The 12,368-nt window shown below is 66.3% G+C and carries 16 protein-coding genes (1 of these 16 only partly in view); 8 read left to right on the top strand and 8 right to left on the bottom strand.

Annotation, left to right across the window (positions count from 1 at the left end):
• Window positions 1–16 precede the first annotated feature (16 nt).
• From V6X73_RS03015 to V6X73_RS03000, 4 genes are read left to right on the top strand one after another with little or no spacing between them, the layout of a single operon-like run.
• Window positions 17–280 carry a helix-turn-helix domain-containing protein gene (locus tag V6X73_RS03015; RefSeq protein WP_367957806.1) on the top strand — a complete coding sequence of 88 codons (264 nt, stop codon included), beginning with the start codon at window positions 17–19 and terminating at the stop codon, window positions 278–280.
• Between the two features lie 26 nt (window positions 281–306).
• Entirely contained in the window at window positions 307–1,884 is a 1,578-nt protein-coding gene (purH, locus tag V6X73_RS03010) for a bifunctional phosphoribosylaminoimidazolecarboxamide formyltransferase/IMP cyclohydrolase (RefSeq protein ID WP_367957807.1), read from the top strand.
• A 28-nt stretch (window positions 1,885–1,912) separates the two neighbouring features.
• Entirely contained in the window at window positions 1,913–3,211 is a 1,299-nt protein-coding gene (gene purD / locus V6X73_RS03005) for a phosphoribosylamine--glycine ligase (RefSeq protein ID WP_367957808.1), read from the top strand.
• Window positions 3,208–3,591 carry an MAPEG family protein gene (locus tag V6X73_RS03000; protein WP_367957809.1) on the top strand — a complete coding sequence of 128 codons (384 nt, stop codon included), beginning with the start codon at window positions 3,208–3,210 and terminating at the stop codon, window positions 3,589–3,591. The genes purD and V6X73_RS03000 overlap by 4 nt, the downstream gene beginning before the upstream one ends.
• Here the strand turns inward: V6X73_RS03000 and V6X73_RS02995 are convergent.
• Window positions 3,559–4,020 carry a YbaN family protein gene (locus V6X73_RS02995; RefSeq protein WP_367957810.1) on the bottom strand — a complete coding sequence of 154 codons (462 nt, stop codon included), beginning with the start codon at window positions 4,018–4,020 and terminating at the stop codon, window positions 3,559–3,561. The two genes, V6X73_RS03000 and V6X73_RS02995, sit on opposite strands and share 33 nt — an antisense overlap.
• Before the next feature lie 103 nt (window positions 4,021–4,123).
• Here V6X73_RS02995 and hemN point away from each other — a divergent pair, with 103 nt between their 5' ends.
• Window positions 4,124–5,515, top strand: coding sequence for an oxygen-independent coproporphyrinogen III oxidase (gene hemN / locus V6X73_RS02990; protein WP_367957811.1), 1,392 nt, complete (start codon window positions 4,124–4,126; stop codon window positions 5,513–5,515).
• Between the two features lie 158 nt (window positions 5,516–5,673).
• Here the strand turns inward: hemN and V6X73_RS02985 are convergent, their stop codons facing one another.
• A complete protein-coding gene (locus tag V6X73_RS02985) occupies window positions 5,674–6,162 on the bottom strand; it encodes a copper chaperone PCu(A)C (protein WP_367957812.1) in 489 nt (162 codons plus the stop codon).
• Window positions 6,159–6,863, bottom strand: a complete 705-nt coding sequence (locus tag V6X73_RS02980; protein WP_367957813.1) for a histidinol-phosphatase — start codon at window positions 6,861–6,863, stop codon at window positions 6,159–6,161. Before V6X73_RS02980 ends, V6X73_RS02985 begins: the two co-directional genes overlap by 4 nt.
• An 85-nt stretch (window positions 6,864–6,948) precedes the next feature.
• Between V6X73_RS02980 and V6X73_RS02975 the strand changes: the two genes are divergently transcribed.
• Window positions 6,949–7,497: an RNA pyrophosphohydrolase gene (locus V6X73_RS02975; protein ID WP_367957814.1), complete on the top strand. Its 549-nt coding sequence runs from the start codon at window positions 6,949–6,951 to the stop codon at window positions 7,495–7,497.
• Here V6X73_RS02975 and irrA read toward each other — a convergent pair.
• The 3 genes from irrA to V6X73_RS02960 form a co-directional block, all read right to left on the bottom strand.
• The gene (irrA, locus tag V6X73_RS02970; RefSeq protein WP_367957815.1) at window positions 7,481–7,900 is read right to left on the bottom strand and encodes an iron response transcriptional regulator IrrA; all 420 of its coding nucleotides are present in this window, start codon (window positions 7,898–7,900) and stop codon (window positions 7,481–7,483) included. The two genes, V6X73_RS02975 and irrA, sit on opposite strands and share 17 nt — an antisense overlap.
• 70 nt (window positions 7,901–7,970) lie before the next feature.
• Complete coding sequence (hemJ, locus tag V6X73_RS02965) at window positions 7,971–8,399, bottom strand: protoporphyrinogen oxidase HemJ (protein WP_367957816.1); 429 nt, start codon at window positions 8,397–8,399, stop codon at window positions 7,971–7,973.
• Window positions 8,396–8,908, bottom strand: coding sequence for a peroxiredoxin family protein (locus V6X73_RS02960; protein ID WP_367957817.1), 513 nt, complete (start codon window positions 8,906–8,908; stop codon window positions 8,396–8,398). Before V6X73_RS02960 ends, hemJ begins: the two co-directional genes overlap by 4 nt.
• Window positions 8,909–9,029: 121 nt before the next feature.
• On the opposite strand from V6X73_RS02960, the gene argC reads away from it, so the two are divergent.
• Together argC and erpA are read left to right on the top strand one after the other, a co-directional pair.
• Window positions 9,030–10,064, top strand: a complete 1,035-nt coding sequence (argC, locus tag V6X73_RS02955; RefSeq protein WP_367957818.1) for an N-acetyl-gamma-glutamyl-phosphate reductase — start codon at window positions 9,030–9,032, stop codon at window positions 10,062–10,064.
• A gap of 68 nt (window positions 10,065–10,132) precedes the next feature.
• Window positions 10,133–10,483, top strand: a complete 351-nt coding sequence (gene erpA / locus V6X73_RS02950) for an iron-sulfur cluster insertion protein ErpA (protein ID WP_367957819.1) — start codon at window positions 10,133–10,135, stop codon at window positions 10,481–10,483.
• Between the two features lie 9 nt (window positions 10,484–10,492).
• Here erpA and V6X73_RS02945 read toward each other — a convergent pair whose 3' ends face one another.
• Window positions 10,493–11,578, bottom strand: a complete 1,086-nt coding sequence (locus V6X73_RS02945) for an anhydro-N-acetylmuramic acid kinase (protein WP_367957820.1) — start codon at window positions 11,576–11,578, stop codon at window positions 10,493–10,495.
• A gap of 4 nt (window positions 11,579–11,582) precedes the next feature.
• On the bottom strand, window positions 11,583–12,368 hold the 3' portion of the coding sequence (locus V6X73_RS02940; protein ID WP_367957821.1) for an OapA family protein. Its footprint extends 645 nt past the window's final position; only the last 786 of its 1,431 coding nucleotides appear in the window; its start codon lies off the right edge, out of view — the gene reads right to left on this strand; the stop codon is at window positions 11,583–11,585.

Genomic DNA, 12,368 nt, shown 5'->3' with positions numbered 1-12,368 from the left:
GCGAGGAATGAACGCCATGTCGGACCAATCACCCAAACACAGTGCCGATGTCGGCCCCATCCGGGCCTGCGTTCGTGACACCCTGAGTGATTATTTTGAAAAGCTGGATGGCCACCACTGCCGCGATCTCCACCGCATGGTCATCGAAGAGGCCGAGCGGCCCTTGCTCGAGGTGGTCATGCAGATCTGCGAGGGCAACCAGACCCGTGCCGCCGAGACCCTGGGGATCAATCGCGGGACCTTGCGCAAGAAGCTGCGGCACTACAATCTCGAAGACTAGCGCGGGTCATGACCCGGGGAGTCCCCATGACGACTGTCGATCGCCCGATACCGGTGCGCCGGGCGCTTTTGAGCGTCTCGGACAAGACCGATATCGAAACCCTGGCCCGGGCGCTGAATGACGCCGGCGCCGAAATCCTCTCCACCGGGGGCACCGCCCGGCTGTTGACCGAGGCGGGCATTCCGGTCACCGAGGTGGGCGATTACACCGGGTTTCCCGAGATCATGGCCGGCCGGGTCAAGACCCTCCACCCCCGGGTGCACGGGGGGCTTTTGGGCCGTCGCGGTGAGGACGAGGCGGTTATGGCCGAGCAGGACATCCCGCCCATCGATCTGCTGGCGGTCAACCTCTACCCCTTCGAGGCGGTGACCGCCGACCCGGACTGCAGTCTGGCCACGGCGATCGAGCATATCGACATCGGCGGCCCGGCGATGTTGCGGGCGGCGGCCAAGAACCACGCCGGTGTCGGGGTGGTGACCGATCCGTCGCAGTACCCGGCGGTGATCGACGCCCTGGGCGGTGAGGGGCTCAGTGTCGCACTGCGTTATGAGCTGGCGGTGGCGGCGTTCAACCATGTCGCCCGCTATGACGCGGCGATCAGCAATCATCTCTCGGCCCGATCGGCCGATGGTGAGCGCGCCGATTTTCCCGCCCAGCTCAACGCCCACTGGCAGCGGGTCGATACCCTGCGCTATGGCGAAAACCCCCATCAGCAAGCGGCCTTCTACCAAGAGGCGGCCGCGCCGGCCGGCAGCTTTGCCAGCTACCGGCAATGTCAGGGCAAGGCGCTTTCCTACAACAACCTCGCCGACGCCGATGCCGCCTGGGCCTGTGCTGCGGCCTTCGAGGCCCCGGCCTGTGTCATCGTCAAACATGCCAACCCCTGCGGGGTGGCGGTGGCGGACAGCCTCGAGCCGGCCTACCAGGCCGCCTTCGCCACCGATCCCACCTCGGCGTTTGGCGGGATCATCGCGTTCAACCGGCCGCTGGATGCTGCCACCGCCGAGGCCATTATCGCCCGGCAGTTTGTCGAGGTGATCCTGGCCCCGGCGGTGGCCGACGAGGCGCTTGCCATTACCGGCCGCAAGCAGAATCTGCGGGTGCTCGAAATCCCCCACGGCCCATCGACGCCCGGGGGCTGGCGGTTGCAGCCCATCGGCGGCGGGGTGTTGGTACAGTCCCAGGATGCCGCACTCTACGGCGACGATGCGTCCCTTCGCTGTGTCACCGAGGCCGCCATCGACGACTCGCTTCGATCGGATCTGGATTTTGTCTGGCGGGTGGCCAAGCATGTGAAATCCAACGCGATCGTCTATGGTCGTGACGGTCGGACGCTGGGGATCGGGGCGGGGCAGATGTCGCGGGTGGACAGCGCCCGCATCGGCGTGCGCAAAGCCACCGATGCCGGTCTCTCGCTGGCCGGGGCGGTGCTTGCCTCGGATGCCTTTTTTCCGTTTCGGGACGGGGTCGATCAGGCCGCCGAGGCCGGGGTCCGGGCCATTGTGCAGCCGGGCGGCTCCATGCGGGATGACGAGGTGATTGCCGCGGCCAACGAGCATGGCATCGCCATGGCGTTCACCGGCATGCGGCATTTTCGCCACTGATTAACGGTCCACGGAACCGGGAGGGGAGATGGATATTCTGGTGATCGGCAACGGCGGGCGCGAGCATGCGCTTGCCTGGCGGCTGGCCCGCTCGCCGCGGGTCAACCATGTGCATGTGGCCCCGGGCAATGCAGGCACGGCCCTCGAGCCGGGGGTGAGCAACGTCAATGTGGGTGTCGAGGATATCGACGGGTTGCGCGCCGTTGCCCAGCGCCTGGAGGTGGCCATGACCGTGGTCGGCCCCGAGGCGCCCCTGGCCGCCGGGGTGGTGGATGCCTTTGCCGCCGCCGGCCTGCCCTGCCTGGGTCCTGGCCGGGCCGGCGCCGAGCTGGAGTCGTCCAAGGCCTTCGCCAAGGATTTCTTTGCCCGTCACCACATCCCCAGCGCCGCCTATCAGACCTTTGATGATCTGGACGAGGCGCGGGCCTATATCGAGGCGCGCGGTGCGCCGCTGGTGGTCAAGGCTGACGGTCTGGCCGCGGGCAAGGGGGTCACCGTGGCGCGCACCCTGGACGAGGCGCTGCTCGCCGCCGAGGAGATGCTCTCGGGCGCCTTCGGCGCGGCCAGTGAGCGCATCGTGGTCGAGGATTACCTCGAGGGCGAGGAGGCGAGTTTCATCGCCCTGGTGGATGGCGAGACGGTGCTGCCGCTTGCCACCTCGCAGGATCACAAGGCCCGGGACGCCGGCGACCAGGGGCCTAACACCGGTGGCATGGGCGCGTATTCGCCGGCCCCGGTGATCGACGACGCCGTCCACGCGCGGGTGATGGACGAGGTGATCCACCCCACCGTCCGGGGCCTGGTGGCCGAGGGACGGGGCTATCAGGGGTTTCTGTATGCCGGGCTGATGATCGATGCCGACGGGGCGCCCCGGGTGCTCGAGTTTAACGTCCGGCTCGGCGACCCGGAGACCCAACCTATTGTCATGCGCCTTGCCAGCGACCCGGTGGCGCTTTTCGAAGCCGCCCTGCAGGGCCAGCTCGCGGCGCAGTCGGTGACATGGGATCCGCGGCCGTGCCTGGGGGTGGTGATGGCGGCAGCCGGCTATCCCGGGGTCTATGACAAGGGCACGGTCATCCACGGGCTGCCCGATGCGGCGATCTCCGATCGCAAGGTCTTTCATGCCGGCACCGCCCAGAACGCCGATGGCCAGGTGGTGACCGCTGGCGGTCGGGTGCTCTGCGCCTGTGCGTTGGGTGAGGATATCGTCGCCGCCCAACAGGCGGCCTACGACCTGGCCGGGCAGATCCACTGGGAGGGCGCTTTCGTGCGCACCGACATCGGCCATCGGGCGGTGACCGCCGCCCTCCAAGGAGGCTCGTCATGACCCTTGCCTACTGGTGCATCCTCGCCGCGGCGCTAATCCCCTTTGGGTTTGCCGGTGCGGCCAAATCGGCCGGGCAGTTCGACAACGCCCGGCCCCGGGCCTGGCTTGCCAACCTCGAGGGCTGGCGGCAGCGGGCCAATTGGGCGCAGATGAACAGTTTCGAGGCCTTCCCGCCCTTTGCCGCCGCGGTCCTGGTGGCCGAGCAGCTGGATGCCGGCCAGGGCTGGGTGGATGGCCTGGCGGTGGCGTTTGTCGTCCTGCGGGTCGGCTATGGATTGGCCTACATTGCCGATCGTCCGATGCTGCGCAGCCTGTTGTGGACCGCCGCGTTTGCCTGTGTGGTGGGGTTATTCATCGTCGCGGCGCTCACCGGCGCCTGAGCCGCCCGGGCCATGGGGGCGGGTGGCGAGAAACACCACCACGCCGGCCATCACCGCTGATGCGGAAAGTCGGGCATAGAGCGGTTCGACGCTGACCCACATCCACACCCAGCTCAGTGCCACCAGGATCAGCGCGGTGACCTTGGCCCGTGGCCGGATGGCGCGGTGGTCGCGCCAGTCCCGCAGCAGCGGCCCAAAGCGCGGATGGCTGTAGAGCCAGGCGTGAAGCGCCGGCGAGCTGCGCGAGGCACAGAACGCCGCCAGTAACAGAAATGGCGTGGTCGGCAGCAGCGGCAGCACCGCCCCGACGCTGCCCAGGCCGACAAAGAAAAGCGCCAGCGCCAGCCAGAACCGCCGTATCAGCTGCTGTCGCAGCCCCGCCCCGGGCCGGTCCGGCCCGGTGGTTGGCCTTTTGCCGTGCTCACTCAATCCTGTCTGCTCCCAACGGGCCCGGTGGCTGATCCATATCAAGGGGCGCTGTGCCCATACCCGGTATCGTCTGTCCATTGCAACACAACAGGGTTAGGCTGCCATGGCCGACAATTTGATGCTCGACCGCGAGCTGCTGCAGCGCTACGACGTCACCGGCCCGCGGTATACCTCGTATCCCACCGCCGCGCAGTTTACCGAGGTCTTCGACGCCCAGCGATATCGCCAACGGGTCGAGGCCAGCAACGGCGATCCGATGCCGCGGCCGTTATCGCTGTACGTGCATGTGCCGTTCTGCCGGACGGTCTGCTTTTACTGCGCCTGTAACAAGGTGATTACCGCCAACTACCGCCGGGCCGAGCGTTACCTCGACCGACTCATCGACGAGCTTGACCTGCAGGCGGCGCTGTTTGACGACGACCGACCGGTGGAGCAGCTGCACCTGGGCGGCGGCACCCCGACCTACTTTAGCGATGATGATCTCGCCCGGTTGATCGATGCCATCGCCGAGCGTTTTCCCCTGGCCGATCCGTCGCGGCGCGAGTTCTCCATCGAGGTGGACCCGCGCACGGTGGATCGGGCGCGGATCGCCGGCCTCGCCGAGCTCGGCTTCAATCGGCTGAGTCTGGGCGTGCAGGATTTTGACGATGATGTGCAAAAGGCCATCAACCGCATCCAGGGGGTTGAAGATACCGCCGATGTGGTCGCCGAAGCCCGGGCCCGGGGCTTTCATTCGGTAAACCTCGATCTGATGTACGGACTGCCGCTGCAGACACCGGCCAAGCTGGCCCGCACGCTGGATGCGGTCATGGCCATTCGGCCCGATCGGATCGCGCTCTACAACTACGCCCATATGCCGCAGATGTTCCGTATCCAGCGCCAGATCCGCGAGGACATGCTGCCGCCGGCGGATGTCAAACTCACGCTTTTGATCGAGGCCATGGAGCGACTCGCCCGCGATGGCTACCAGTATATCGGCATGGACCACTTCGCCCTGCCCGACGATGAACTGGCCCGGGCCGCCCGCGACGGGACGCTGCATCGTAACTTCCAGGGTTATGCCACTCGCCCGGATCTGGATCTGATCGGGCTCGGGGCATCGTCCATCGGACAGATCGGTGATGCCTACATGCAGAACAAACGCGACCCGGAAGGCCATGCCGAGGCGCTGGCCGCTGGTCGTCTACCCATCTGGCGGGGCGTGGAGCTGTCGGCCGATGATCGCCTGCGGCGGGATGTCATCCAGGCCGTGATGTGCCGGGGGCGGGTGGATTTTGCCGCCATCGAGGCACGCCATGGCATCGTTTTTCGGCAGTACTTTGCCGATGCCCTGATGGCGCTGCAGCCGCTGGTCGATGATGGATTGGTGACGATCGGCCGGGACGAGCTGGCGGTCACCGAGCGGGGCCGGTTCTTTTTGCGCAACGTCGCCATGCCCTTCGACGCCTATCTGGCCGAAGCCCGTGGCGAACGGCGCTTCTCGCGGGTCATCTGAGACCCACTAACTAACGCCGGCCACTAGCACGCAGGCCTGCCGTATCGTGGTGTCCTCGGGCTCATGAGATCCGCTGGTCGGTGACCGGCTCGTGAACATAGGGATCGGCGGATCAAAATCGCCCGAGGACACCACGATACGGCGAAAAGCCCGCTTGCTCAGTGCGTCATCCCATGGGCGTCATGCCCCATATGGTCGGCGCCCATGGCTGTGGGCGAGCGGACCTCCACGGTGATGGGTAGATCGCCGGCGCGCTCGAGCTCGAGGATGATTTCGTAGGTCTCTCCCTCGGTCAGAGCCCGCTCCAGGCCCATGAGCATGACGTGACGGCCCCCGGGTTCGAACACCAGTTCGCCGTTGGCCGGCACGCGCACCGTTGGCGTGTGCACCATGCGGGCGTTACCGCCTTCTTCGATGGTTCGATGCAACTCCACCCGCGGCGCGCGGTCGCTGCGCACGCCGATCAGTCGGTCGCCGCGCTCGCCGGTGTTGATCAGATGAAAATAGGCCCCGCCGGTGCCAAGGCCCGGGGCGGTGGCCCGGGACCAGGCGCCTTCGACTCGTACCTCGGCACTGACCGCCGTGGCCATGCCCGCCAGCAGGATCAGGGTGATCAGTCGCAGTGGCGTTGCCAGTGTGGCTTTCATGATGGATGCCTCTTCGAAGTGCGGTTAAGCGGCAGGGGGGTGTCGCCCTGGCGCAGGGTCAGCATGGGCCAGCCGCGGGCCTCGGCCTCGGCGGCCAGCACCGGGTCGGGGTCCACGGCCACCGGATGGTCGACATGCTCGAGCAATGGCAGATCGTTGCGCGAGTCGCTGTAGAAATGGGCCGCCTCGAGCATGGCCGATTCGCGGTCCAGCCAGTCCTGCAGCGCGGTGATCTTGCCCTCGCGAAAGGTCGGCGTGCCCTGATGTCGGCCGGTGAAGGCGCCATCGGCAAATTCCGGCTCGGTGGCGAGCAGTACCGGGATGTTGAAAAGCGCCGCGATCGGCTCGGTGACAAAGCGGTTGGTGGCCGTGATGATCATCAGCCCGTGCCCGGCCTGCCGATGGCTTTCGACCAATCGCCGGGCGGCCGGCAGCACCCGGGGGCGGATGTGGGTGTCGATGAACTCGGCCCGCCAGGCCAGTAGGGTGTCATGGGGGGTGGCGGCCAGCGGGCGCAGGGCAAAGCGCATGAAGGCATCGATATCCAGCTCGCCGCGCTCGTAGGCATCCATGTAGCGCTGGTTTTCGGCTTCAAAGCCTTCGCGGGCCACCGCACCCTTGTCCATCAGGTGCTGTCCCCAGAGGTAATCGCTGTCACCGCCGAGGAGGGTGTTGTCGAGGTCAAAGATCGCCAGTTGCACGGTCGGTCCGGGGTGATGAAATTGCCGCTGGATTGTCCTATGTGGAAGAATGAGGCACAAGCAATGGGCAACACGGGTTTCATAAGTGATTGACGCGCAGGGTTTTCGCCCCAATGTCGGCATCATTCTCGCCAATGATGCGGGCGAGCTGCTGTGGGCGCGTCGTATCGGCCAGAACGCCTGGCAGTTTCCGCAAGGGGGCATTCAGCGCGACGAAAGCCCCGAGGCGGCCCTCTATCGCGAGCTCCATGAAGAGGTCGGTCTGCGGCCGGCCGACGTGGCGGTGCTGGGCGCCACCCGGGGGTGGCTTCGCTACCGACTGCCGCCTCATCTGATCCGGCGGCGTCAGCGGCCCACCTGTATTGGCCAGAAGCAGGTCTGGTTTCTGCTGCGGCTGGTCGCCGACGAGGCCCGGGTGCAGCTGGATGCCTGCGCGGATCCTGAGTTTGATGCCTGGAACTGGGTCTCGTACTGGCACCCGTTATCTCAGATCGTTGCGTTCAAACGCGATGTCTATCAAAAGGCGCTGGAGGAACTGGCGCCGGTGCTCTTTCCGCAGGGGGCGCCGCGCCCGCCCGCCGATCCCGGGCCGGGGCAGCCACCGGCGGTGGACGCGATCAGGCCCGGGAGCTGACCCGCACGATCACATCCACCCCTTCGATGGACTTGCCGGACGGCGGTGTCGGTAGGGCACCCACCGCCACGCCATCGGCCGGGATGTCCTCCATCTCGCCGGTATCCTCATCAAGGAAGTGATGGTGCGGGTGGACGTTGGTGTCAAAGTAGATGCGGCGCGGGTCGGCGAGGATCTCGCGCAACAGCCCCGCCTCGGTAAACTGATGCAGGGTGTTGTAGACGGTGGTCTGTGAAAGCCGCATGCCCGCGTTGATGGCCTCGGCGTAGAGCTCTTCGGCGGTGAGGTGGCGTTCTCCCGCGCCAAAGATCAGCTCGGCAAGCCCCATGCGCTGTCTGGTTGCCCGCAGCCCTGCCCCCTGGAGCAGGTCGCGGATATCCGCTGTGCTTTTCTCGCGTGTCATGGCCATACTTCCATTAATACAGGACCAATTAGGTACACTTTACCGGAACATCCCCGTCGGTGGTAGTCCATCATGCCCAGGGCTTTAACTCCACCAGCAACACCACTGCGATCAGCACGATCACCGGCAGCTCGTTGAACCACCGATACCAGACGTGGCTGCGCGTGTTGCGGTCCTCGGCAAAGGCGCGCAGCAAGCGCCCGCAGTACCAGTGATAGCCCACTAGCGCCGCCACCAGCAGGATTTTGACATGCAGCCAGCCCTGTTCCAGCCAGAACGGCTGCAGCACGATTAACAACACCCCGAGGCCGACGGCGACCACCGCGCTGGGGTTCATGATGCCGCGGTAGAGCTTGCGCTCCATGACCTTGAATCGCTCGCGGCTGGGCGCGTCCTCGGCCATGGCGTGGTAGACATAAAGCCGCGGCAGATAGAAAAGCGCGGCAAACCAGGTCACCACGCTGATGATATGAAACGACTTGACCCAGAGCGCGATCACGATGCCTGCGCCTCATCGAGCATGCCGCGGATCTGCGACTCAACCGCGTCAAAATCGAGATGCCCGATGCGCTGCCAGACGATCTGCCCGGCCGGGTCGATCAGCACGGTGGTGGGGGTGACCCGGACATTGTCAAAGGCCCGGGCAATGGCGCCTTCGTTATCGAGCACGATCTCGTAGGGCAGCGCCCGACGCTCGACCAGGGCCCGGACCTGATCCGGCGGGTCGTAGGCCATGGCCACGCCCAGGATGCTCAGGCCACGGTCGGCGAGTTTTTGATGCAACGCGACCAGATCCGGCATCTCGGCAATGCAGGTGGTGCAGGTGGTGGCCCAGAAGACCACCATCACCGGCCCGCCCCGGTAGTCGCTGAGCGCCGCCGACTCGCCCTCGAGGGTGGGCAGTGTGACGGCTGGCGCGGGTTCGCGGGCCGGCGGGGCCAACCAGACATAGCTGACCATGGCGACAACGGCCAGGGCGATGACAGCGCCGAACCACTCCTTGCGCATTGGCTTGATCCTCCGGGGATGACGACTGACCCAGTCTAGCAAGCCATGATCCGATGGGGGACGGCCATCGCCCGCCGTCTCTGGCATCATAAGGCGACCGATCCATGGCAAGAGGCAACCTATGGCGATTCGTGCAGGGATTGTTGGCGGCACCGGCTATACCGGCGTCGAGCTGCTGCGGCTGCTCGCCGCGCATCCGGGGGTGGATCTGGCGGTCATCACCTCCCGGGGCAAAGCCGGTGTGGCGGTCAGCGAGGTCTTTCCCAATCTGCGCGGTCATGTCGATCAGCCCTTTGTCGAGCCGGACGAGGCCGGCCTGGGTGAGTGTGACGTGGTCTTTTTTGCCACCCCCAACGGCACGGCCATGGAGATGGCCCCGGCGCTGCTGGAACAAGGGGTGCGGGTGATCGACCTGGGGGCGGATTTTCGCATTCGCGATCTCGAGCTCTGGTCGCGCTGGTATGGCATGACCCATCATTGCCCGGCGGTGGCCGCCGAAGCGGTCTACGGCTTGCCCGAACGCCACCGCGAGGCCATTCGCGCAGCGCGGCTGGTGGCCAACCCGGGCTGTTATCCCACCGCGGTGCAGCTGGGGCTGATCCCGTTGCTCGAGGCCGGGCTGGTGGATACCCGTCATGTGGTCGCCGATGCGAAATCCGGGGCCAGCGGTGCGGGGCGTCAGCCACGGCAGCACACCCTTTTGTGCGAAGCCGGCGAGAACTTCCATGCCTACGGCGCAGGCGGCCACCGGCATCTGCCCGAGATCCGTCAGGGCCTGGAAGAGGCCGCCGGCGGCGAGGTCGGGCTGGTGTTCGTCCCGCATCTTTTGCCCATGATCCGCGGCATCCATGCCACGCTTTATGCGCCGCTCCGCGACCCGGCGGTGGATCTGCAGGCGGTTTTTGAAACCCGCTATGCCGACGAGCCCTTTGTGGATGTGCTGCCGCCGGGCAGCCATCCCGAGACCCGCAGCGTTCGTGGCAGTAACATGGTGCGCATCGCCGTCCATCGGCCCGAGGACAGTGACATGGCGCTGGTCCTGGCGGTCGAGGATAATCTGGTCAAGGGCGCGGCCGGCCAGGCGGTACAAAACATGAACCTGATGTTCGCCCGGCCCGAGACCGAGGGGTTGCTGGCTCCGGCGGTCCTGCCATGACCGCGCATTGACGTTGTCCGCAGCCGGGATCGAGAATGAACTAAGCCCCAACGGCAGGAGGACTGAAGATGACCGAGGTAGCCGAAGCGCAAGACCTGCTGGTCTTTAGCGACAGCGCGGCTGAAAAGGTGCGTCAGCTGCTGGATGAAGAGCACAACGACGCGCTCAAGCTGCGGGTCTATATCACCGGGGGCGGTTGCTCCGGTTTTCAGTACGGCTTTATGTTCGACGAAAACGAAGAGCCCGGCGACGCGGTGGTCGAAAACGGTGGGGTGACGCTGTTGGTGGACCCCATGAGCTCGGCCTATCTCGAAGGCGCCGAGATCGACTACGTCGAAGGCATCGAAGGGGCGCAGTTTGTCATCCGCAACCCCAATGCCACGACCACATGCGGATGTGGATCGTCGTTCGGCGTCTGAAGTCGGGGTTTACGCAGGATAGATCGCGCCCAAACGCACGGGGTGCGTCGCACCGGTGATCGCCTGCATATCCAGCGCCTCGCCTTGCATCGCCGCGCGGCCCAGCCAGGCAAAGCCCATGGCCTCGACATCCGTGACCGGCACCCCCAGCGCATCGCTCGACCGAACCGGCCATCCCGGCAGCCGCTGACGGATCCGGCCGATCAGGTAGGTATTCAACGCCCCGCCACCGCAAAGCACTGCGTCCCGGGCATCGTCCGCCCATGCCATGATCGCATCGGCGATGCTGCCGGCGGTGACATCTGCCAGGGTGGCCTGGACATCCGCCGGGGCTTCGTGGCCGCCAAGATGACCGGCGAGCCATTCGAGGTTGAAATGCTCAGGGCCGGTGCTCTTGGGCGGCGGCCGCTTGAAGTAGGGGTCGGCCAGCAGGCGCTCGTAAAGCTCCGGTAGCAAGCGCCCGCTGGCCGCCCAGGCCCCGTCCCGGTCGTAGGCGGCGCCACGGTGGCTGGCGATCCAGCGGTCCATGAGTGTGTTCGCCGGCCCGCAGTCAAAGCCCTGCCGGATGCCTCCCCGGGCATCCAGCACGGTCAGGTTGGCGATACCGCCCAGGTTGACCACCGCCCGCGGTTGGTCGCCGGCAAAAAGGGCGCGGTGGAACAATGGGGCGAGCGGCGCTCCCTGGCCGCCGGCGGCCATATCACGGCGGCGAAAATCGGCGATGACCGCCACCCCGGTGCGTTCTGCCACCCGGGCCGGGTTGCCGATCTGGCAGGTGGTGGCCGGGTCGTCGTCCGGGGCATGCCAGATGGTCTGGCCGTGCAGGGCAATCCCGTCGGGCAGGTTGGGGTCGTCGGCTGGCCGGAGCAGCGGTTGGGCGGCGCTGGCACAGGCGTCGGCCACGGCCTGGTCGAGGCGCAGGACCTCGCCCAGTGGCGTGGTCGCGTCGACGCGGGCCAGGGCCTGTCTCAGCGTCGCATCATAGGCCTGATGGTGTCGGCCGATCGCCTGCATGCGGCCATGGTCCTCAAACCGCACCCGGACTGCATCCACCCCGTCCAGGCTGGTGCCGGACATCAGGCCGATGATGTCCATGCCCCTAGTCGTCGGCCCGCGCCAGCCGGGTGCCGCTCAAGGTGTCCAGGCGGGTGATCAGTGCGGTGGTGGTGCGCTCGAAATCAGCGCGATACCGCTCGGCAATGGGTTCGGCCTCGGGCAGGTCGACGGTGCGCGGGTTGCGGTGGACGCCGTTGACCCGAAATTCGTAATGCAGGTGCGGTCCGGTGGACAACCCGGTGCTGCCCACATAGCCGATGATCTCACCCTGCTTGACCCGATCACCCACGGAATGGCCGTTGGCGTAGTTGCTCATATGACCGTAGAGCGTGGTGTAACGGCCGCCGTGTTTGAGTACCACGGTCTTGCCGTAACCCCCCTTGGTGCCGCGGTGGACGATCTTGCCATCGCCGGCGGCCTTGATCGGTGTACCCGGCGGCGCGGCATAGTCGGTGCCGCGATGGGGTCGGCGGGTGCCCAGGACCGGATGCAGGCGATCGGGATTGAACTCCGAACTCACCCGCGTGAAATCGGTGGGGGTGCGTAGAAAGGCCTTGCGCATGCTGCGCCCGTCCGGCGCGTAGTAGTTGCTCTCGCCCTCGGCGGTTTCGTAGCGCAGGGCCCGAAACCGCTCGCCACGGTTGATGAACTCGGCCGCCAGGATGTTGCCGTTGCGAATCTTCTCGCCGTCGCGGTAGAGCTCTTCGTAGACAACCACGAACCGGTCGCCGGCGCGGATATCGAGGGCAAAATCGATATCCCAGCCAAAGATCCCGGCAAGCTCCATGATTAGGCGATCAGTCAATCCGGCGTCCAGCGCCGCGTTGTA

The sequence above is a fragment of the Spiribacter pallidus genome (assembly GCF_040838495.1).
Lineage (GTDB): Bacteria > Pseudomonadota > Gammaproteobacteria > Nitrococcales > Nitrococcaceae > Spiribacter > Spiribacter pallidus.
Note: the sequence above shows the minus strand (reverse complement) of the source record. Positions and strands in the feature narration are given on the sequence as shown.